Source organism: Granulicatella elegans (assembly GCF_020735385.1).
GTDB lineage: Bacteria > Bacillota > Bacilli > Lactobacillales > Aerococcaceae > Granulicatella > Granulicatella elegans_B.
In genome coordinates this window covers 1,415,995-1,439,271 of the sequence record NZ_CP085953.1, presented here as the reverse complement: position 1 = coordinate 1,439,271, position 23,277 = coordinate 1,415,995, and the positions used below count along the sequence as shown (strand labels likewise).

Genomic DNA, 23,277 nt, shown 5'->3' with positions numbered 1-23,277 from the left:
TTTTTCATCATAGATTTAACGATGAACAAACATAGCATCTCCAAAACTAAAGAAACGATAACGTTCACGAATAGCATGATGATAAGCTTCTAATGTAAAGTCACGCCCTAAATAAGCGCTCACTAACATCACTAATGTTGATTTCGGCAAATGGAAATTCGTAATAAAAGCATCCACTACTTTAAATTCATATCCTGGGGAAATGAAAATATCTGTCCATCCACTACTTGGAACAATTTCTCCATGATTAGCGGACCCTACTGTTTCTAATGTACGAATCGAAGTAGTCCCAACCGCAATCACTCGTTTTCCATTTTTCTTTGTTTCTGCAATGACCTCTGCTGTTTCTTTTGAAATATGATAATATTCCGAATGCATTTTATGGTCTTCTAAGTGATCTACAGAAACAGGTCTAAAGGTGCCTAATCCAACATGTAAGGTAATCGGAACAATTTGAATGCCTTTTTGTTGAATTTTTTCCATTAATTCATTTGTAAAATGTAACCCTGCTGTTGGAGCAGCTGCAGAACCATTTTCTTTTGCATAAACTGTTTGATAACGTTCTTGATCTTCTAATCGTTCTTTGATATACGGTGGTAAAGGCATTTCACCTAATGATTCTAAAATTTCTAAAAATACTCCATCGTATTGAAATTCAATCATTCTTCCACCTTGCTCTAATTCTTCTGTCACAGTTGCCTTTAATCGTCCATCACCAAAGGATACAACTGTTCCGACTTTCATTCTTTTAGCTGGCTTTACAAGAGTTTCCCAACAATCTCCATGCGTATTGTGCAATAGTAGCACTTCAATATGAGCGCCTGTTCCCTCTTTTTCACCATATAATCTCGCTGGCAATACTCTCGTATTATTGACAACTAATGTATCACCTTCTTCTAAATAATCGATAATTTCAGAAAAATGTTTATCTATGACACTATGTTCTGTTTTATTAACGACTAATAAACGTGATGAAGTCCGATCTTTCAACGGTGTTTGAGCAATCAGTTCTTCTGGTAATTCAAAATCAAAATCTTGAGTTGTATAATTCATTCTTATTCCATCTTTCTATCTAATATCTTCTGTTCAAATGAACATAAGCTTCTGGTGTTACCATTCTTCCTCTTGAAGTTCGCTTCATAAATCCAATTTGTAATAAATACGGTTCATACATATCTTCGATTGTTTCAGCATCTTCAGAAATATTGGCAGCAATCGCTCCTAATCCTACTGGCCCACCATCATATAAATCAATCATCGCATTTAATAATTTACGATCAATCGCATCTAATCCTTTTTCATCTACTTGAAGGACTTTGAGCGCTTTTTGCGTAATTTCTTTTGAAATGGCACCTTCTTCATATACTTGAGAAAAATCACGCACACGTTTTAATAATCGATTGGCAATACGAGGCGTTCCTCTTGACCGAAGAGCAACCTCTCGAGCTGCTTCTTCATGAATCTCACTTTCAAATACACTAGCTGTTCGCTTCACAATTTCTGTTAATGATTGTTCATCATAATATTCCATATGGGACACAATTCCAAAACGATCCCTTAATGGAGCAGATAAGGCACCCGCACGAGTTGTTGCTCCCACTAAAGTGAAAGGAGGTAATGGAAAATGAACGGGATGAGCCGTGGGTCCTTGTCCTACCACAATATCCACAAAGAAATCTTCCATTGCAGAGTAGAGCATTTCTTCTACTACACGAGGTAATCGATGAATTTCATCAATAAACAATACATCTCCAGCATTTAAATCATTTAATAAAGCGACTAAATCTCCAGGTCGTTCAATGGCTGGTCCACTCGTTGTTTTAATTCCTACTTCTAATTCATTAGCAATCACCATTGCTAGAGTCGTCTTCCCTAATCCAGGGGGGCCATATAATAAGACATGATCCAAAGCTTCTTGCCTGCTACGAGCTGCTTGAATATAAATGGATAACTCTTCTTTTACTTTTTGCTGACCAATATATTGTTGTAAATTTTGCGGTCGTAATGATAATTCCGTTGACACTTCTTGTTCATCTAAGGGACTACCATCTACAAATCGATGTTTTTCCACACAAGTCTTCCTTTCTATTTCATCAATAATTTAAAGGCAATGGATAATGCTTCTTGCGTTGTTTGAGGAGCTGCTGTTTCTAACTCTTTCCAAACTTTTGTAATTTCTTTGGTAGAATATCCTAATCCTAATAATGCTTCTCTTGCTTCTTCTAAGTGTTTAACCCCAGTTGTTGTCTCTACTTTTGGAGTAGCTACTTCTTCCACAACAATATTCGTGAATTTTCCTTTTAAATCTAATACAATTTGTTGAGCAGTTTTCTTACCCACTCCCGGAAATTTTGTTAAATATGTAATATTGCCTGATTCTACTGCTTGAATAAAACCATTCACATCATCATTTGCTAAAATGGATACTGCACTTTTAGGTCCAATTCCAGAAACACTAATTAATTTTTGGAATAATTCTTTTTCTTCATCACTTAAAAAACCATACAATGTAATTGAATCTTCTCGAACAATTTGTTGAAGCTCTACTCGAATGACTTCATTCAATTTTGATTGGATACGATAAGGATTGGCAAACATAATTTGATACCCAATTCCATAATTTTCTACGACAATATAGGTTGGCTGAACTACCACTAATTCTCCTTTTAAATACTCGTACATCTCATACCTCCGTTTTATTTCATCCTAATTAGTGTATCACGAAAACGGTATAAATTCTAATAATCTACTGAGAAAACTAGATTAATTGTGCACAAAAAAAGAGGATAGATTTTTATTCTATCGCCCTTCTCCTTTGTTAGTCATTTCATTTTTCTTCTGTTTTATTTCGACGAATTTGTAATTGTTGTTGCCAATCTTCCATTTTGTCAATAAATTTTTTACCTTTCAATCGAATCCCTACATATTCATCCATCAATGAATCGCATAACCTTTTTAAATCAGCTTTTGTTTCTGAAGATAGACTCAATGATTGAATTCGCAAGGGAGATTTCATAGCAACAAGAATTCTGGCAATATGAACAGCTTTTGGATTTAACTGTAATCTCTTTTCATCTTTCTCAAAATGTTTCGAACAGAATAATCCATGATGTTTCAACGAAATATCAAATGGTCCGACCGACTCTTCGCAAAAACAACACTGTTGCCATTGAAACGCAACCCCAAAATATTTTAACATTTTCAATTCAAAATAATGCATTAAAATAAATGGATCTAAATCATTTTCTACTGCACGAATGCAATTTTCTAATAAATCATACAACTCTGTATTTACGATACGATCTTCCATCACAGCATCGACTAATTGCATCATATACGTCATAACCGCTTGAACTTCAATTTGTTCATAAATACGTCGATGGTTTTGTACTTCAAGGCATTCCCTTATAAAACTAAAGCCATTTTGATGAATGGTTCCGATAAAAACAGCTCTCGTAAATGGTAACGTTGCTGCAGATAAAGGATGGCTCGAGCGTTGTAAATTTCTTACAAAGAACATTTGCTTCCCAAACTCTCGAGAGAAAATCTTAACAATCATATCATGTTCTTTATATTCTTGTCGGAATAAAACAATGCCGGTAAACTTTTGAAAGTATTCCATAAATTCACCTTAATCTTTATAGTCTGTTGTACGATAGCCAAAGTCTTGTAAGTGGCTTTTTTTCTTACGCCAATCTTTTTCTACTTTAACCCATAATTCTAAATATACTTTATTTCCTAGTAATTGTTCGATATCTTTTCTTGCTCTAACACCAATTTCTTTCAGTAATTTACCACCTTTACCGATGATAATTCCTTTTTGGGTTGGACGTTCCACAATAATATTGGCATAAACATGTACTTTATCATACTCATCTTTTTGCATTTTATCTACAGTAACGGCTACTGAGTGAGGAATTTCTTCTTTTGTTAAATGTAAGATTTTCTCACGAATTAACTCAGATACAACGAAGTATTCAGGATGATCTGTAATTTGATCACTTGGATAATATTGAGGACCTTCTGGTAAATGATTTGTTAAAGTTGTCATCAATTCTTGAACATTATTTCCTTGTAAAACTGAAATTGGAATAATTCCAGCAAATGGAATCGTTTCTTGATACGATTCAACTCGGTCTAATAATTCATCTGGAGAAATTAAATCAATTTTATTTAACACTAAAAATACAGGTGTTTTAATTTTCTTTAATTTTTCAATAATGAAATCATCACCAGGACCTCTTTTTTCTGCAGCATTCACCATAAATAATACAGCATCCACTTCTTTTAATGCAGAATAAGCACTCTCCACCATAAAGTTTCCTAGTTCATGCTTTGGTTTATGAATTCCTGGAGTATCTAAAAAGACGATTTGACAATCTTTATTTGTATAAACCCCTTGAATTTTGTTACGTGTTGTTTGAGCTTTATCCGACATAATCGCAATTTTTTGCCCTAATACATAATTCATAAAAGTAGATTTTCCTACATTTGGTCTACCAACAATTGCTACAAAACCTGATTTAAATTGTTTTGACATATGACTCTCCTTATAAAAATATTTGTAAAATCTTTGGAATAAAAATTACAGAAGCCATTAAGAGAACAAAAATAGATCCCATTAATACAACGCCTGCAGCTACATCTTTTGCTTTTTTAGCAGCTAAATAATAGTTATGTTCTACCATTAAATCGACTAATTGTTCTACAACGGTATTTAACATTTCTAAAATAAACATTAAAAAGATACAAAATATAATCCAATACCATTCTAGTCTTTCAATTTTTAATAAGACTCCTAGTATTACCACTAAAATAGCTGCTGCAACATCGAATCTGAAATTTCTCTCATCTTGAAATACCGTTTGAATCCCATTAATAGCATGTTGCAATGATTGTTTGAAATGATGATTTTTTCCAACTTGTTTATGCATTTCTTGTTAAACCATAGGCTGTTAAAATTTCTGTTTGCAAGCCTGTCATTTCTTTTTCTTCTTCTTCTGTTTGATGATCATAACCATTTAAATGTAAAAAGCCATGTAAAGCTAAGAAACCTAATTCACGTTCTAAACTATGCCCATATTCTTCTGCTTGTTCCTTTGCACGATCTACTGAGATAATAATATCCCCGATGGAAGTCACAAAATTTTCGTCTGAAGCCATAAAGTTTTTAATTGGATCCATATCTTCATCTTCATCATCTAAAGCAAAACTAATGACATCCGTTACTTTATCAATATTTCTAAAATCTCGATTAATCTCACGAATTCTTTCACTTGAAACAAATGAAATACAGCATTCACGATTTTCTGGATAATGTAAATAGTCACTCGCAAATGACACGACATCTTCTACTAATTTTTGATATTCTTCTTTAACTACTTCGGTTTCGTCTATTAATTCAATAAACATAATATTTCCTTTCTACTTTGTTTCTTGTTTTTTGATTGTAGGATATTCAATTCTTGAATGGAAAGTTCCATTTAAAGAAGTAACAATCATTTTTTCTACAATTGCAATTTCTTTCATCGTAATATCACATTCTATAAATTGTTCATCTTCTAGTCGATTCATAATAATCGAATGAACTAACGCTTCTACCTTTTCTAAGGTAGGTTCTTTCATCGCACGAGTAGCTGCTTCTGCACTATCCACGATATTAATAATTGCTGCCTCTTTTGTTTGAGGTTTTGGTCCTGGATAACGGAAGTCTTCCTCTTTCACATCCGGATTATTTTTCAATGCTTCAGCATAGAAATATTTCATCAATGTTGTTCCATGATGTTGCGCACATATATCAATGACTGCTTGAGGGAATTGATGTTGTGTTAAAATTTCGACCCCTTTTGTCACATGATTAAAAATAATCTGAGCAGATTCTTCAGCTTTTAACTGTTTATGAGGTGATTCCATATGCCCTGCTAAGTTCTCAATAAAGAAAAATGGATGTTCTAACTTTCCAATGTCATGATAATAACAGGCTACTCTGGCTAATTGAGAGTCGCCACCAATTGCTTCTACACAGTTTGCAGAAATATTTGCCACCATTAAACTATGGTGATACGTTCCAGGAGCCTGAGTAATTAGGTCTTTTAATAACGGCTGATTTGGATTCGATAATTCCGCCCATAATAATACTGAACTATCTTCAAATACATACGCTAAATACGGCATTAAAATGACTGGTATTAGAAATGATAAAAATCCACTTAATCCTAAAAATAGAAAGACGAACATCGTTTGTTGCGTTTGAAATTCATAATTACTATAAAATACAAATGGAATTCCTAATAACACAGGATAAAACAAATATTTCATAAATCGTTTCATCCATGATTGATTTTGCCATAAGTTTTCGTTTAATATTCCAATCCATGCAATCATTGAAAGAAATACTGTTGTTAAAATTAAGTGCAAACTATTCGTTGGCTGAGAAAAATAATACCATGAAAAAATTGGCATTAATACAATTGAAAAAATCGTTAATCTTAAACTTTTTGTTAATCGATACAACAGATAAATAAAACCAGCAATTGGGAATACTAATCCAATATGTTCTACTCCTCTTTGTTGTACTAAAGCAAGAATTTTCAAGAGAAATGCCCCAGCAACAAATATCAAACTAAAAACAGTTAAAGCTGTTGCTGTATCACTAGAATTTTGTTTATCAGATGCAGTAGGTTTATAAAAATATACAGCTAAGAAAACGATGATTCCTGTTAAAAGTATCAAATAACTCAATAATTCATGATAGTTTGGTTGTCCATTCCTTAAGCCAAATAACTCAATAAGGCGAATTTCTTGATTTGAGATAACGTGCCCCTCTTGAATCAGTACCTGACCTTGCAAAATTTTTACAGGTGTTACAGCTGCTTTAGCGGCATCTTTTGCTTTTTGAGTTGCTTCTTTATCCACCACATTATTGACAATAACCGAAACAGTGACTAATTGTCCTAATAAATCTCTTTCTGTATCAGAATAGTCGCTATAAAATAAAGTTTTCTTTGCTTCTTCTTGAGCTTTTGTAACGTTACTTTCACTAATAGCATTTTTCATTTGTTTTTCTACAACTGATTTCAATGTCTTCTCATAAGAAGCTAATTGATCATTATTCGCTTGTAATAATTGAGAAATATATTTATCCGGTATGAAAATTGCAAACTCACGAATGGATTGATTCTCTTTTTCAAGTGATTTCTTAAAATATTGAACTCTTTCTTGAGTCGTTGCCACTCTTGTCACAGATTCTTCAGAGGAATTACTTTGATCTGTTTTAATAATTTCTGCGGATGCTTTAGAAGCGACTGATTTAATCGCTTGGAAAAATTGCTGAATATTTGTTAATTGTTTTGTTAATCGTTCTTGGTCAAACACTAATACATCACTGACAGCATCCATTGCAATTTGTTGATTTTTCTCTGTTTGAGCTTTATCTTCCAAAGTTCTTGGCGCTCGAATTGTTTCTTTAGCAACTTGATTTAATTCAACAGTGTAGGTTGTTGGCTTCACACTGCTATACCCAATCACTAACAATGCAATAAATGTTACAAAAAGAAGCAAGGGCAAATAGAAAATGCCCAAAACTTCCTGAAATTTTCGTAGTTTCTGTCTCATTTTTCATTTACTCCTTACTTATTCACCTTGATCTGAATAGGCATCAATAATACTTGATACTAATGGATGACGAACGACATCAAATGCATCAAATTCCACAAAAGAAATACCGCTAATGCCTTTTAGTTTATTTTCAGCATCTACTAAACCACTCATATGACTTCCTTTTGGTAAGTCTACTTGTGTCTTATCCCCATTAATAATCATTTTTGAACCAAATCCTAAACGAGTTAGGAACATTTTCATTTGAGCTCTTGTTGTATTTTGTGCTTCATCTAAAATAATAAATGCTTCTTCTAATGTACGTCCACGCATATAAGCAAGTGGAGCTACTTCTATCACTCCTCGTTCCAATAAACGATTCGTATGTTCTACTCCATAAATCGCATATAACGCATCATAAATCGGACGTAAATATGGATCAACCTTTTCTTTTAAATCCCCGGGTAAAAATCCTAAGTTTTCTCCGGCTTCAACAGCTGGTCGTGTTAAAATAATTTTCTTGACTTGACCTTTTTTCAAAGCTTGAACTGCCATTACAACTGCTACGAAAGTTTTCCCAGTTCCTGCAGGTCCAATCCCAAAAACCATATCCGTTTTCTTAATTGCATGAATATATTGTTGTTGCCCAAATGTTTTTGCACGAATAGGTTTGCCTGAAAATGTTCGACCAATTTCCTCATTATATAAATTTAAGAAATAATCTAATGTCCCTCTTTTCGCCATTTTAATCGCTGTGACGATATCTGTTTGAGAAATAGAAATTCCTCGACCAATTAATTCTTGTAGTTGTTCTAATAACATTATCGTTTGTTTTACAGACTCTTCTTCACCGGAAATTAACAATTGTTCTTCACGATGAGTAATAAGTGTTTCAAACGTTTCTTCCAATAATCTCAAATGTTGATCCTGTGAACCAAATAATTGAACAAGTTGTGGTTGATCTTGGATTTCTAACGCTTGTTTATAGATTTCTTCTGCCACACTGTTAACCTCCATTTATTGTATATAGCATTATTATAGCATATTTTAGCCAGTTCTATCTATGAATTTATTGTGGAGAAATTTTCTAATACAAAAAATAATACCGCAGAATTTAATTTCTACGGTATAATTTCTTTCATTCTGAATGAAAGAAAACTCTATTAAAGTATGATTATCCTAAATGAGCTTTTACTTGTTCTTTAATGACATTGCCGTCTGCTTTTCCTTTTAATTCTTGCATCACAGCACCCATTAATTTACCAAATTCTTTTTGAGTTGTTGCACCAATTTTTTCAGCTACAGTGGCAATAACTTCTTTTACTTCTTCTACTGATAATTGTTTTGGTAAGTAACGTTCTACAATTTCGATTTCTACTTCTGTTTTAGCAACTAATTCATCACGTCCTGCCTTCACAAATTCTGCTAATGATTCACGACGTTGTTTTGCTTCACGTGCTAAAATCGTTAATTCTTCTTCAGCATTTAATTCTTCTTTTTTATCGATTTCTGCTGCTTGAACTGCTGTTTTAATCATTCTTAATACTGCTAAAGTTTCTTTATCTTTAGCTTTCATAGCTGTTTTAATATCATTATTTAATATTTCTTTTAAACTCATGTTTTTCACTCCTTAAAAATACGAAAAAGACTGAGACGTAAATCCCAGCCTTTACTTAGTCATATGATACACAGAGTTGACTAGAACTTACGTTTACGAGCTGCCTCTGATTTTTTCTTACGTCTTACACTTGGTTTTTCATAAAACTCACGTTTACGAGCCTCTTGTAAAGTACCAGTTTTTGAAACAGTACGTTTGAAGCGACGAAGAGCATCATCAAGTGATTCGTTTTTACGAACAACTGTTTTTGACATATCCTATTCCCTCCCTCCGAGCATTAAAAGTAACTGTTTTCTTTTGAATAGAATAACCAAACAAACGAAATGTCCTTTTTTTATTATAGAAAAGGTTTGCTCAATTGTCAATTAGATAAACTAAAAATTTTACCGGAAAAAATTTCAATTTTGACTCTGGGTTAAGAAGCTGCATGGGCACATTTTTCACATAATCCAAATACTTCAAATCGATGCGAATGTACTTCACACCCTTCTAATTGTGTTTCAAAATAAGTCATTGGACAAAATTCAATTTCTTTTGTTCGTCCACATTTTTCACAAATAAAATGATGATGATGTCCTTCATGACTGCAACCAAAACGGAATAATTTTTCACCATTCCATTCCATTGTTTCTAAAATACCTAAGTCGGTAAAGTCATATAAATTACGATAAATGGTATCATAACTCATATTTGGAAAATCAGTTTCTAATAATTGTTGTACTTGTTTAGCAGATAAATAACGATCTTCGTGACTAAAAATTTCAATGATTTTCTCACGTTTACTCGTATACTTGAATCCTGCTTGCTTTAATAACTGAATCGCCTTTTCAATTTGCCCATGATGACAATGACAGTGTTGGTGCTGTTTTTCATTTTTACTTGAATGGTGATGTGCTTCTTTATCGTGATGACAACATTCATGCTTATGATGGGAATGTTCTTCACCATGATTGTGACAGCATTCATGTTTCGTATGCTCTACTTCATGGTGATGACAGCATTCTTTTTTATGATTATCGTTATGGTGACAACATTCGTGTTCGTAATTGTGTGGCATAAAACTTCCTCCTATTACTGACTAATAATTTTTGAAAATAAATCTGGGTCAAATTGATTTTGACGAATCATTTGGATTTCATATAAATATGGGGCTTTTTGATTTTTCTTATCTTCCCCAACATATGGAGTTTCTAAAATTTTAGGAATATTTTTAAATTTTTCTTCTGATACAACTTGCATTAAAGCATCAAAACCAATTTCTCCAAATCCAAAATTTGCATGACGGTCTTTGTGTGCTCCACATACATTTTTAGAATCATTAATATGCAATACCTTTAAGCGATCTAAACCAATCACTTTATCAAATTCAGTCAATACTCCTGAAAAATCTTCCTTTAAGTTGTACCCTGCATCATGAATATGACAAGTATCCAATGTCACAGATAATCGATCATTATAAGTAACACCGTCTATCATACGAGCAATTTCTTCAAAAGTTCGACCTAATTCAGTTCCTTTTCCTGCCATCGTTTCAAGAGCAATTTGCACTTTTTGATTTTTATCAATAACTTCATTCAGTCCTTTAACAATTTGCGCAATACCAACATCAACTCCAGCACCAACGTGAGAACCTGGATGAAGGACCACTTGTTTAGCACCGATAGCTTCCGCACGACGAATTTCTTCTCTTAAAAATTCAATTGCAAAATCTAAATATCCTTCTTTTGTCGTGTTTGCTAAATTAATAATATAAGGAGCATGTACGACTACTTCTTCAATTCCATTTGCTTGCATAAATGCTTGCCCTTGTGGAATCATTAATTCTTCAATTGGTTTTCTTCTTGTATTTTGAGGTGCACCAGTATACACCATCATCGTATTGGCTTTATAATTAGCTGCTTCTTTTGCAGATAATAACATCATTTCTTTTCCACTCATAGAAACATGAGATCCTAATAACATCTATCTTCCTCCTCATTCAATTCACTTTTATTTTACGTGACAAATGATGATTCATCAAGCATTAACCCTTTTTAACAATTTTACATCAAATCCTCAACTGTTAAGGCTTATCTTTTACTTTTCAAACACTTTCATAATTGGTATAATAAGATTTATACAAGATTAAAATAGGATTATAAAAGGAGCGCCTATGGAAAACGTTAAAAAAATTATGCGTAATAAAAACGTTCAATATTTCATGAGTTTTAGTGCTTTCCTTCTTGCCTTTGGTTTTTCAATTATTCCATTAATAGATGCTAATCCAGCTCCATTTTCTACTCGTAATGAAACAACTGTAGTTGCCAATCATCAAGAGGAAGATGAAAATGAAAATAATGAAAAACTTGACAAGTCTCAAGTTGCTCAAGTAGCAGCTGTAGAAAGTGATACTTCAGTTAAATTGTATCAAGAACCTAATTCTCAACAATTTCCTATTGCTGAAGTAAAAAAAGGGGAATACGTACTCGTTCTGCATAAAGTAAATGATGAATGGCTACAAGTTCAATTTCATCAACAAGTTGCATGGATGCCTACAAAAGATGTCTTATTAACTCATTTAATGATTGGACATTCAAGTGGTCCCGTATCACTTTATAAAGAAGCTAGTAGCTCATCACAAGTTGTGACATCAATCCCATTCGGACAACCATTCTATTTATTAGATGATCAACAGTCCAACTTTTCTAAAGTATCCTATAATGGACAAGAAGGTTATGTTGACAATAATCAATTAAACTATGCTGTTGACCATATGAATGAGTTATACAAATTACAAGCCGTATTACCACAAACTTTAGATGCTAAAAAGATGATTTCAACAAAATTAAAAGAAACACCTTTATATGAATCTGCTGATTTATTCTCTAAGAGAGTAAGCACTGTTAATGCAGGCACTATTTTTAATTATGAAGATCGTGAAAATGATTTTTATAAAGTCTCCATTGGTAATGGCAAAAAAGCTTATGTACCCTATTGGTTAGTGAATGCAAACTTCGCTGCAGTAGAAACTGATGCACAAATTCCACAAGGAATTGAACATGCTAAGATTGTCATTGACCCAGGTCACGGTGGAGATGATCCAGGTGCTGTTGTTACTTTTAGTGAGAAACACGAAGCCGATCATACGCTAACAACTGCTCTATTATTGAAAAAAGAATTGGAAAATTTAGGAGCAACTGTTATTCTAACTCGTGACTCTGATAAGAGTGTTAGTTTAGAAAATCGTGCTCAATTGAGTAATCGAGAACAAGCAAATGCCTTCATTAGTTTACACTTTGATTCCGGTCCAACTGCAAATGCCTCAGGTACAACTGGATATTATTTTACATCAACTAGTGAAAACTTAGCACAAACTGTGAATAAATATATTGCACGTAATTTAGCCTTAAAGAGCCAAGGAACAAAATTCCAAAACTTCTTAGTATTACGTGAAAATAAACAACCTTCTATTCTTTTAGAATTGGGTTATTTAAATAATCCGGATGATAATAAATTAATTGAGTCATCGGAATATCAAGAAAATATTGCCAAAAGTATCGCAAGTGCTTTGAAAGAATATTTCCAATAATAGAAAAAAGAGACAGGCGTTTTCCGCCTGCCTCTTTTTCTATTAAAACAAATCATCCATCTCAACAGAATTTTCTACTTCTTCTGCTACATAGTTTGGAGTAATTTCTTCTACTACTGTATTTTCTACTGCTCTAGCTACTAATGCTTCAACATTCAATCTTGCTTCGTACTCTCTTGCTTTTTCTAATTTTGGTTTTGTTTTTGGACTAGGTGGTGCAAAAACGGTACAGCAGTCTTCAAATGGCTGAATCGATAATTCAAATGTATCAATTTCTTGTGCAATGGCGATAATATCTAATTTATCCATTGTCGCAACTGGTCGTATGATTGGTGTATTCGTAACATCATTAATCGCAATCATGCTTTCTAATGTTTGAGAAGCTACTTGTCCTACTGATTCACCATTTGCAATCGCTAATCCATGGTTTTTCTCACGTAATTGATCTGTAATTCGTAGCATCATTCTACGCATGATCGTCATTAAGTAATTTTCAGGGACAGCTTTTTTAATTTCTTCTTGAATTTCTGTAAATGGAACAGTAAAGAATTGTAAACTCCCCCCATAAATAGCTACTTTTGCGGCTAATTGTTTTGTTTTCACTAATGCTTGAGGACTTGTATAAGGTGGACTTGCAAAATGCACACATTGTACTTCCATTCCTCTCTTCATTGCAAGATAAGCTGCAACTGGAGAATCAATTCCTCCTGATAACATTAAGGAGACTCTACCACTTGTTCCAACTGGTAAACCTCCAGCACCTTGAATCGTTTGTAAACTCACCATAATATGTTGACGACGAACATCTACACGAACTGTAATATCCGGTTGTTTCAATTGAACACGAATTTCTGGATAGGCTTCTAATACGGCATCTCCTAAAAATAAATTAATCTCATTCGTATCCATCACAAATTCATGGTCACTACGCTTTGTTGCAATTTTAAAGGTTTTTCCATTTGGATTTTCTTTTCCAACTAAATTCAATACAACCTCTTTCACTTTCTCCATCTCTTTTTCTAAAATATACACAGGAGAAAATGACTGAATACCAAAAATTGGTTTTAATAATGGAATAATTTCTTCTTGAGGAACTCCATTTAAATCTAAGTACATAAAATCATAATCTGGAAACACACGAACTTGAGGGTAATTCATCAATGCTTTTTTAATATTATTCGCTAATTTTTGCGTAAACATTTTTTTATTACGACCCTTAGTCGATAATTCGCCATATCTTACTAATAATCTAACTTTCACTTTTTCACTCCTTTATATTAAAAATTCAAATTTTTTCATTAATTTTTCTAATACTACTACAAATTGTTTTGCTTCCTCCACTGTATTCAAATATGAAAAACTTGCTCGAACAGCACTTGTTGCCCAATAATCAGGAATATTCATAGCAACTAAGGTACTAGAACTATCAGATTTTTTACTTGAACAAGCTGAAGTTGTTGAAATATAAATGTCTTCCTCTTCAAATGCATGCACTAGTACTTCTCCACGAACTCCTTTTAAGGCAAAGCAAAGAATATGATCCACTCCCTCTTTTGGAGAGAAAATTTTAATTTGAGGTTGTTTTTCTAAAAAATTCCATAAATAGTCTCGAATTTCCTTCATAGGGTGATCAGCTTCTAAATACATACGCATAGCTTTAGCCATAGCCACAATTCCTGGTAAATTCTCGGTTGTACTACGTTCGGTCTTTTCCTGACCTCCACCTGTTAATAACGACTGAATTTTTCTTCCTGCTTTTTTATAAAGTATTCCAACTCCACGTGGTCCATGGAATTTATGAGCAGATAAACTTAGTAAGTCAATTCGTCCAAGAGCTAATAACTCTGGAACTTGTTCTAGCCCTTGAACAGCATCAACATGAAAATGAACCCATGGAAACTGTTCCAAAACACGAGAAATCTCTTCGATATTTTGACTCACACCAATTTCATTATTGACCGCCATTACAGAAACTAAAATTGTTTCCTTTTTAAGCATGGATTCTAATTGCTCCAGTGAAATTTCACCATTGTCATTGACATCTAAATAACTGATTTCAAATCCTAATTGAGCTAATTGTTTCACTGTATTTAAAACAGAGGGATGTTCAATTTTGGTTGTAATAATATGATTCCCAAACACTCTTTTTTCAAGCGCAGTACCTTTAATGGCCCAGTTATTACTTTCAGTCCCACCAGAAGTAACATAAATTTCTTCTGTTTTAGCACCTAAAAGAACTGCAATATGTTCTCTTGCTTTTTCTAATACTTGAAAGGCTTGTCCTCCAAGTCGATGTAAGCTTGAAGGATTTCCCCAAAAACGCTCGCTTGTTTGAACATATGATTGTAATGCTTCTGGAGCAATTTTTGTTGTTGCTGAATTATCAAAATAAATCATGTTATCTCCTTTTCTACATCTCATAACGGCAAAAGGAGCGAGTTCTTTCTTTAAAAGAACCCCTCCCGCCATCATTTTATATTAAAAATCTCATTAGTTGGCTACAATGTTTACCAATTTTCCTGGAACTGCAATGACTTTACGAACTGTTTTTCCTTCAATAGCTGATTTTACAGATTTATGATTTCTTGCAATTTCTTCCATTGCTACTGCATCACTATTAGCTGGAACCATTACACGAGCTTTAATTTTTCCATTTACTTGGAAGATTACTTCTACTTCATTTTCTACTAAGAAAGCTTCATCATAAGTTGGCCATGCAACATAGCTAATCGATTCAGTTGCGCCTAGTTTAGACCATAATTCTTCTCCTAAGTGTGGAGCAATTGGTGCTAATAATTGAACTAATCCTTTCATATACTGAACTGGAAGTGCTTCTGTTTTATACGCTTCATTTACAAAAATCATCATTTGAGAAATTGCTGTATTAAAGCGTAATGCTTCGTAATCTTCTGTAACTTTCTTAACTGTTTGATGATAAATTTTATCTAATGAACCATCATTGAAAGTTGTAATACGATCGCGTAATTTACCTTCTTCGTCCACTAATAATCTCCAAACACGTTCTAAGAATTTACGGCTTCCTTCAAGACCTTTTTCACTCCAAGCAATTGAAGCATCCAATGGTCCCATAAACATTTCATATAGACGTAATGTATCTGCCCCATATTGACGAACAACATCATCTGGATTCACAACATTTCCTTTTGATTTAGACATTTTTTCATTGCCTTCACCAAGAATCATCCCTTGGTTAAATAATTTTTGGAATGGTTCTTTATTAGGAACAACTCCTAAGTCGTATAATACTTTATACCAGAAACGAGCATATAATAAGTGTAATACCGCATGTTCTGCTCCACCAATATATAAGTCAACTGGTAACCATTGTTTTAATTTCTCAGGATCTGCAATTTGTTCTTGATTATGAGGATCAATATAACGAACAAAATACCATGAACTTCCTGCCCATTGTGGCATTGTATTAGTTTCACGACGTCCTTTTAATCCTGTTTTCTCATCCGTTACATATAACCATTCTTCAATAGCTGCTAGTGGTGATTCACCTGTACCACTTGGTTTAATTTTATCTGTTTTTGGTAAGACTAATGGTAACTCTTCTTCAGGAACAGTTGTCATTGTACCATCTTCCCAATGAATTACAGGAATTGGTTCACCCCAATAACGTTGACGAGAGAATAACCAGTCACGTAGACGATAACTTACTTTTGCTTCTCCAACGCCTTGTTCTTTCAACCATTCATTCATTTTTTCAATTGCATCTGCTTTATTTAAGCCATCTAAAAATTCAGAATGAATATGCACGCCATCTCCAGTATAAGCTTCTTGAGAAACATCTCCACCTTCAATAACTGGAATAATGTTTAGTCCAAATACTTTTGCAAATTCATAGTCACGTTCGTCATGTGCAGGTACCGCCATAATCGCTCCTGTTCCATAACTAACTAATACATAGTCTGCAATCCAAATTGGAATTTCTTTTCCGTTAACAGGGTTAATGGCATAAGCTCCTGTAAATACTCCTGTTTTTTCTTTTGCTAATTCAGTACGTTCTAAATCTGATTTAGTAGCTACAGTAGCAATGTAAGCATCAACTGCCTCTTTTTGTTCTGAAGTTACAATTTTTTGAACTAATTCATGTTCTGGCGATAATACAGTATAAGTTGCTCCAAATAATGTATCAGGACGAGTTGTAAATACTTCAAAACTTTCATCTGAATCTTTTACTTTAAACGTTACTTGTGCTCCTTTAGAACGACCAATCCAGTTTCTTTGCATATCTTTAATGCTTTCTGGCCAATCTAAATCATCCAAATCTTCTAATAAACGATCCGCATAAGCAGTAATTTTTAACATCCATTGTTTCATTGGTTTACGGTACACTGGATGTCCACCACGTTCTGATTTACCATCAATAACTTCTTCATTGGCTAATACTGTTCCTAATGCAGGGCACCAGTTAACCGGTACTTCTGCTTCATACGCTAAACCTTTTTCTACTAATTTTGTAAAAATCCATTGAGTCCATTTATAGTAATTTGGATCTGTTGTATTAATTTCTCGATCCCAGTCATAACTAAATCCTAGTTCTTGAATTTGACGTTTGAAAGTTGCAATATTTTTCAATGTAAATTCAGCAGGATCGTTTCCTGTATCTAACGCATATTGTTCTGCTGGCAACCCAAATGCATCCCATCCCATTGGGTGTAATACATTATACCCTTGGGCACGTTTCATACGTGAAACAACGTCTGTTGCTGTATATCCTTCTGGATGCCCTACGTGCAAGCCTTGTCCTGATGGATATGGGAACATATCTAATGCATAGAAATTTTTCTTCCCTTTATCTTCCGTAGTTTTAAATGTATGATTATCTAACCAAAACTTTTGCCATTTTGGTTCGATTTCATGATGATTAAATGACATAATTTTCCCCTCTTTTCCGGAAATACCTAAAAAACGCCCTAATGTCTCTAAAGACAATAGGACGTTTCCACGTGGTACCACCTAATTATTATACTCAACTTACTCTTAACGCGAGTGAAACGGAATTTCTTACTAAAATTCAGAAATTCAGCTAAAAGGCGAGTTCAAAATTTTTCATGATACATTTTCACCAACCATGCACTCTCTACTACAATCCAAATTTCTACTATTCCTCTGTCTGCTAATATTTATTAGCATTATATCAATTTATTTTGAAACAATCAAGACTTGTCCTGGTTGAATAATGTTAGAAGTTAATTGATTTAAAGATTTTAATTCATCTAAAGTTAATCCGTGATTTTTCGCAATTCGCCATAGACCATCACCTGGTTGAACAGTATAAGTAGTTACAGAACCTGAACTTGCTTCTTCTGACACTTCTGCAGTTGTTTCTGCTTCTTCAGATGAACTACTTGATCCATTAGAAACAATTAAACCTTGACCAGGGTGAATGATACTATCGACACTTAAGTGATTCCATTCTAATAAGGTTGATAAAGAAATTCCGTGATTATACGCTATACGGTATAACGAATCTCCACTATGAACATAATACATTTTTGCATTTGTTGAAGAAGTCGTTTCTTCAGATGTAGCAACTTCACTATTCGCTGATAATGTTAGAACTTGTCCTGGATAAATGGTTGAGTTTAAACTTAATCCATTTAAACTTAATAAATCCCCAATTGACGTTCCTGTTTTACGAGCAATCGCATATAAACCATCGCCACTAACAACTGTGTACGTTCCTCCTGTTGATTCTTGTTCTGAACTTGCTGCACTTTCTTCACTCGTTGTTTCTTTTGTTGAACTTGAACTTTCTTCCTCATTTGAAGTACTTGATTCATATGCAGATGTTTCACTGCTTACTGATAATTTTAAGACTTGTCCTGGATAAATGGTTGAGTTTAAACTTAATCCGTTTAAACTTAATAAATCATCAATTGACGTTCCTGTTTTTCGAGCAATCGCATATAAACCATCGCCACTAACAACTGTGTACGTTCCTCCTGTTGATTCTTGTTCTGAACTTGCTGCACTTTCTTCACTCGTTGTTTCTTTTGTTGAACTTTCTTCCTCATTTGAAGTACTTGATTCATGTGCAGATGTTTCACTGCTTACTGATAATTTTAAGACTTGTCCTGGATAAATGGTTGAATTTAAACTTAATCCATTTAAGCTCAATAAATCATCAATTGACGTTCCTGTTTTTCGAGCAATCGCATATAAACCATCTCCACTGACAACTGTATACGTTCCACCTTCTGAAGCTTGTTTAGTATTTGTTGAAGTTTCTTCGTTTGTAGTTTCTTCAGCAGCCTTTTCTTCTTTAGAAGCACTTTCTTCTTGTTTTGTTTCAGTTGTTGCTGCTTTTGAAGATAATGCTAACACTTGTCCAGGGTGAATAATGGAGTTTAAATTTAATCCATTTAAGCTTAATAACTCTTGAATACTTGTTCCTGTTTTACGAGCAATCGCATATAAGCTATCTCCACTAACAACTGTATAACTATTTCCAGTTGTTGTAGTTGTTTCATTACTTGCAATTTTCTCTGCCATATTGACAGCAGTTTCTGTATCATATTTTGTTAAACCAAATTGTTCAATAATACGATTTAATTTTGCACCGTATGCAGTATCCGTTGCATAACGTCCAGTTAAATAAGATGTAGCATCTTGATAACTATTCGTCTTACTCTTCCAAGCACCAGAATAAAATAATGGCGCACCAGAAATCCCATTAACAATTTTATCTACATAATCTTCTAATGATTCTTTGTAAGACGGATATTTTCTAAAGTTCGCTTGAATACTGTAATAGTTTTGTCCACCACTATCTTCTAATGTTTGCATATTGACAGATTGTCCATTATAGCTTCCTTTTACACCAAATAAATTATGGTTTGGTGCTTTTGATAAGGCACTTGTTCCCCAACCTGATTCAAGAGCAGCTTGAGCAATCATAACTGAAGTATAAATATCTTTTCCTCTTGCAACATTTTGAGCTGCTGGAATAATATTCCGTAAAAATTGCGTAGCAGCAGTTGAAGCCTCTACTACACTATAGTTTGCTGATAATAATTGTTCGACTGGTGAAATATATAAACCAACACAGGCTGTTGTTCCCACTACAATTAAAGATCTTTTTAACGATTGATTCATCATTTGAACCTTTTGTGACTGTTTTTCTTTTTTCATTCTCAAAAATCTTTCATTTCTAGTCTCTAGCATTTCTTAAATCCTCCTACTTTATTCATTATCCATTATAGGAGAAAGATTTTTATTTCATAGGGGAACGTTGCACGAACACAGCATTTGTTGTATACTCTTAACAACTGTAAACCTTTTGTAATAAATGTTAAAGATTTGGTAAAGGAGTTCTACAAATGATTCAAAATGCCCAAAAATTCAGCCATTCCATGTTACAAGAATGTATCAAACCAGGAGACTGTGTGGTAGATGCAACAATGGGGAATGGAAATGACACCATTTTCCTTTCAAAACTTGTTCAAAACGAAGGAAAAGTCTTCGCTTTTGATGTTCAAGAAGCAGCACTGATTCGTACAAAAGCAAATATTCAACCATTAGACACGAAAGAAAATATTCAGCTCATTTGTGACTCCCATGCAAATTTATCTATTTATATTCAACAGCCAATTCAAGCTGCCATCTTTAATTTAGGATACTTACCTGGAAGTGATAAATCGATTATTACGACTCCCGACTCAACGATTCGTGCCATTAAATCCATGATGGAACTATTAACAATTGGTGGTCGTATCGTATTAGTATGTTATTGGGGACATGTTGGTGGAGATACAGAATTATCTCAATTACAAAATTTTCTTCCAACATTAGACCAACATGAATGGACAGTGTTGCAATATCAATTTATCAACCAACAAAATCAACCACCTATTTGCTTTGTCATAGAGAGAAAACGATAAAAAAGACTTTTGCATTCGCAAAAGTCTTAGTTTCTCTAATTAATCATGAATTTTCTTATTCTTCTCCATATTCGCCAGCATCAATTTTCGATATAGATGAATATTAATTTTTAGTACCAAAGCAGCAATTCTTCTTCCTTTTTGGAAAATAGTATTTTTCGCAATATCAAAGGCATGTTGTTTCAAATAGTGACGCACTCTTGGATAATCTGCTAAAGTTTCAAAATCATCTTCCACTAACATCTTATCTAAAATATAAAAATATGCGTACGATAATCGAAAGAATGCTTCTTCTTTCAAATTTGGAAATTGCTGTTTTACTAAATCATAAAATTGTTGATAAATCGTAATATACACTAAATCACGTTCACGATAAGGATTTGTCGTAATACTTTGCTGTCTATGATAATAATAATAATACGGTTTTGTATTAACGACATATTTTTCAGCAATTTGAACTAATTGAAAGTGATAAAATGCATCTTCATAAATTTTTCCGACTGGAAATTCTATCTTTTCAGCAATTTCTTTTCGAATTAATTTATTACAAATCGTGCCGGGAACTTTTTGTCCAATTAAATATTCTCTTAAAAACTCTTCCCTATTTAATACTAAATACAAATCTTCTCGATCACATTGTGGTGTTTGTTTTGTAGTATAAACATTCATAACATTACAACTCGAAACATCTGCATTTTCTGCAATGAGTTGCTGATAAAGGGATGCAATCATTTCTTCATGAATGTAATCATCTGAATCTACGAATAATACATAATCCCCTTTGGCATACTTTTGCCCTTTATTTCTTGCAGAAGATAAGCCTCCATTTTCTTTATGAATAACTGTTATTCTCTCATCTGTTTTAGATAATTCATCACATAGTCGACCACTTGAATCGGTAGCACCATCATCGACTAATAAAATTTCTAAATTTGAATAAGTTTGTGCTTGAATCGATTGAACACATTTTTCTAAATATTGTTCGACATTGTATACAGGAACAATGACACTAATTAATTCACTCATAGCTTATCCTTTCTTCCATACTTTATTTTTTACAGCATTAATGACTTCATAGAAAATTTCATCTTTGACAAGTGCTAATACGACTACATAATAAATGACACAACTAATAATTGTTACAAAAATATTGATGAGCAATGCCCCATTCACGACCATTTCAATTGGACGAATCCAAGAAATTAACCCATAAATAATAAAAAATCCTGATGAATAAAGAACGTATTTACCTGCATGAATAAATAATTTTCTTAAATCGATTAACTGATTATTGTTAATTAATAAGATGTCTAATCCGATGACTAATAATTCAGCTACAATTGTTGTTAAAATATACCATTCTGGTTTTGTAATCCCAACAGTAGCTAGAATAGAATTCAACACTAAATTTAATCCTCCACCAATAAAGTAGAACATCGTTAATTTATTTTCATAACCTTGTACAAAAATAATTTGATTTTCTAAAATTAATGCCATTGCCCATGGAATGGAACGAAGAGCAAATAGGAACACACTAAAGCTAGCATCTAAATATTGCTCTCCTGCATATAATACAGTCGCATGACTTGCTAAAATGGCTAATCCAAAATTCAATGGCGTAATACAGAACATAAAAATTCTTCCGCCCTTATTGACTAAATCATCATAGGCTTTCTTATCATTAATTCCTAAATAATACCCAAGTCTTGGAATACTAACACTCACCGCTCCACTAATAACTCCAGAAATAGAGAATACTAATGTTTGAGCAATCGTGTAATACGATACATATTCTGGTAAAGCAATTCTTGATAAGAAGATTCGGTCTAAATACGTGTAAAGCATTCCTGCATTTGCTAATAAAAGAATAGCAATTAACGGTTGAATAACAGCTTTAACATCTTTCCATTGAACACCAACAAAGTGGACTTCTTTCTTAATCCAAAAGAAACTAGCTAAATAATTTAACAGTGTCGCAATGGACATTAAGAAAGCATACGGTACAATATCATGCTCTGTTTTTACAAATGTAAAAATAGAAACGAGCATAAAGATTCGAATAAATAAAGTCTTATACAAAATAAACGTGTAATTTTCAAACGCTTCATTCATCCATTCAATATTTAAAAACTGTGCAAACACTTGTATCGCCATAATGTAATACAATGTTTTTAATACAGGAGCACCTTCCATTTGGAAAGTAATGATAAAATAGACAATCGTTGTTATAACCGTACAAAATAAGGAAATATAAAAGAGTAATGAAAAGATTCGATTAATCTCTTGTTTGTTTTCCTTTGCCTTACTAATAGCTCGAATTCCATAATTATAAATTCCTAACGTTGCAAAAGGTATAAATAATCCGATGAAAGTATTCGTAATATTGAAATACCCATACTCTGTTTTATTTAAAATTCTAGCAATATAGGGACCTGTAATTAGTGGAAAAACAATATTTAATACTCGCATTAAAAGATTTGCGATAGCATTTACTTTAATATTTTTCATAATTCACCTCATTATACAGGAGATAGTATAGCAAATTCTCTCAAGGATAGAAACTATTATCCAAGATATTAAAC

21 protein-coding genes and 1 other annotated feature are annotated in these 23,277 nt (G+C 33.2%); of the genes, 2 read left to right on the top strand and 19 right to left on the bottom strand.

Translation table 11 applies throughout. The annotated features are described in order from the left end of the window. Positions 1–15: 15 nt before the first annotated feature. The 13 genes from queA to LK443_RS07115 form a co-directional block, all read right to left on the bottom strand. Entirely contained in the window at positions 16–1,053 is a 1,038-nt protein-coding gene (queA, locus tag LK443_RS07175; protein WP_227931255.1) for a tRNA preQ1(34) S-adenosylmethionine ribosyltransferase-isomerase QueA, read from the bottom strand. 19 nt (positions 1,054–1,072) lie between these two features. Next, entirely contained in the window at positions 1,073–2,071 is a 999-nt protein-coding gene (gene ruvB, locus LK443_RS07170; protein WP_227931254.1) for a Holliday junction branch migration DNA helicase RuvB, read from the bottom strand. A gap of 14 nt (positions 2,072–2,085) precedes the next feature. After that, entirely contained in the window at positions 2,086–2,682 is a 597-nt protein-coding gene (gene ruvA / locus LK443_RS07165) for a Holliday junction branch migration protein RuvA (protein WP_227931253.1), read from the bottom strand. A gap of 145 nt (positions 2,683–2,827) precedes the next feature. Continuing rightward, on the bottom strand, positions 2,828–3,622 hold the full coding sequence (gene recO / locus LK443_RS07160) for a DNA repair protein RecO (protein WP_227931252.1): 795 nt from the start codon (positions 3,620–3,622) through the stop codon (positions 2,828–2,830). 9 nt (positions 3,623–3,631) lie between these two features. Further along, positions 3,632–4,540 carry a GTPase Era gene (gene era, locus LK443_RS07155; RefSeq protein ID WP_227931251.1) on the bottom strand — a complete coding sequence of 303 codons (909 nt, stop codon included), beginning with the start codon at positions 4,538–4,540 and terminating at the stop codon, positions 3,632–3,634. Between the two features lie 10 nt (positions 4,541–4,550). Then, positions 4,551–4,934, bottom strand: a complete 384-nt coding sequence (locus LK443_RS07150) for a diacylglycerol kinase family protein (protein WP_227931250.1) — start codon at positions 4,932–4,934, stop codon at positions 4,551–4,553. Then, positions 4,927–5,412 (bottom strand): rRNA maturation RNase YbeY, encoded by a 486-nt coding sequence (gene ybeY, locus LK443_RS07145; RefSeq protein WP_006702499.1) that lies wholly within the window; start codon positions 5,410–5,412, stop codon positions 4,927–4,929. Before ybeY ends, LK443_RS07150 begins: the two co-directional genes overlap by 8 nt. Positions 5,413–5,424: 12 nt before the next feature. Continuing rightward, positions 5,425–7,614: an HD family phosphohydrolase gene (locus tag LK443_RS07140; protein WP_227931249.1), complete on the bottom strand. Its 2,190-nt coding sequence runs from the start codon at positions 7,612–7,614 to the stop codon at positions 5,425–5,427. An 18-nt stretch (positions 7,615–7,632) separates the two neighbouring features. Then, the gene (locus LK443_RS07135) at positions 7,633–8,613 is read right to left on the bottom strand and encodes a PhoH family protein (RefSeq protein WP_227931248.1); all 981 of its coding nucleotides are present in this window, start codon (positions 8,611–8,613) and stop codon (positions 7,633–7,635) included. 157 nt (positions 8,614–8,770) lie between these two features. Then, complete coding sequence (locus LK443_RS07130; protein WP_227931247.1) at positions 8,771–9,214, bottom strand: GatB/YqeY domain-containing protein; 444 nt, start codon at positions 9,212–9,214, stop codon at positions 8,771–8,773. A gap of 80 nt (positions 9,215–9,294) precedes the next feature. Further along, complete coding sequence (gene rpsU, locus LK443_RS07125; RefSeq protein WP_005605651.1) at positions 9,295–9,468, bottom strand: 30S ribosomal protein S21; 174 nt, start codon at positions 9,466–9,468, stop codon at positions 9,295–9,297. Between the two features lie 161 nt (positions 9,469–9,629). Beyond that, positions 9,630–10,271 carry a Fur family transcriptional regulator gene (locus LK443_RS09485; protein WP_322563554.1) on the bottom strand — a complete coding sequence of 214 codons (642 nt, stop codon included), beginning with the start codon at positions 10,269–10,271 and terminating at the stop codon, positions 9,630–9,632. A gap of 14 nt (positions 10,272–10,285) precedes the next feature. Continuing rightward, positions 10,286–11,176 (bottom strand): deoxyribonuclease IV, encoded by an 891-nt coding sequence (locus LK443_RS07115; protein WP_227931246.1) that lies wholly within the window; start codon positions 11,174–11,176, stop codon positions 10,286–10,288. Between the two features lie 190 nt (positions 11,177–11,366). On the opposite strand from LK443_RS07115, the gene LK443_RS07110 reads away from it, so the two are divergent. Continuing rightward, entirely contained in the window at positions 11,367–12,782 is a 1,416-nt protein-coding gene (locus LK443_RS07110) for an N-acetylmuramoyl-L-alanine amidase (RefSeq protein ID WP_227931245.1), read from the top strand. A gap of 42 nt (positions 12,783–12,824) precedes the next feature. Here LK443_RS07110 and thiI read toward each other — a convergent pair whose 3' ends face one another. The 4 genes from thiI to LK443_RS07090 all read right to left on the bottom strand — a co-directional run bounded on the left by thiI (position 12,825) and on the right by LK443_RS07090 (position 19,979). Next, the gene (gene thiI, locus LK443_RS07105; protein ID WP_265416444.1) at positions 12,825–13,982 is read right to left on the bottom strand and encodes a tRNA uracil 4-sulfurtransferase ThiI; all 1,158 of its coding nucleotides are present in this window, start codon (positions 13,980–13,982) and stop codon (positions 12,825–12,827) included. Positions 13,983–14,054: 72 nt separating this feature from the next. Beyond that, a complete protein-coding gene (locus tag LK443_RS07100; protein ID WP_227931243.1) occupies positions 14,055–15,179 on the bottom strand; it encodes a cysteine desulfurase family protein in 1,125 nt (374 codons plus the stop codon). Between the two features lie 93 nt (positions 15,180–15,272). Next, positions 15,273–17,687: a leucine--tRNA ligase gene (gene leuS, locus LK443_RS07095; RefSeq protein WP_227931242.1), complete on the bottom strand. Its 2,415-nt coding sequence runs from the start codon at positions 17,685–17,687 to the stop codon at positions 15,273–15,275. Positions 17,688–17,741: 54 nt separating this feature from the next. Further along, positions 17,742–17,935, bottom strand: a binding site (T-box leader). Between the two features lie 19 nt (positions 17,936–17,954). Then, positions 17,955–19,979, bottom strand: a complete 2,025-nt coding sequence (locus tag LK443_RS07090; protein ID WP_227931241.1) for a LysM peptidoglycan-binding domain-containing protein — start codon at positions 19,977–19,979, stop codon at positions 17,955–17,957. Between the two features lie 155 nt (positions 19,980–20,134). Between LK443_RS07090 and LK443_RS07085 the strand changes: the two genes are divergently transcribed. After that, positions 20,135–20,695 (top strand): tRNA (mnm(5)s(2)U34)-methyltransferase, encoded by a 561-nt coding sequence (locus LK443_RS07085; RefSeq protein ID WP_227931240.1) that lies wholly within the window; start codon positions 20,135–20,137, stop codon positions 20,693–20,695. Positions 20,696–20,734: 39 nt separating this feature from the next. On the opposite strand, the gene LK443_RS07080 is transcribed toward LK443_RS07085, so the two are convergent. After that, a complete protein-coding gene (locus LK443_RS07080) occupies positions 20,735–21,721 on the bottom strand; it encodes a glycosyltransferase family 2 protein (RefSeq protein WP_227931239.1) in 987 nt (328 codons plus the stop codon). Between the two features lie 3 nt (positions 21,722–21,724). Further along, on the bottom strand, positions 21,725–23,203 hold the full coding sequence (locus LK443_RS07075; RefSeq protein WP_227931238.1) for an oligosaccharide flippase family protein: 1,479 nt from the start codon (positions 23,201–23,203) through the stop codon (positions 21,725–21,727). Positions 23,204–23,277 lie beyond the last annotated feature (74 nt).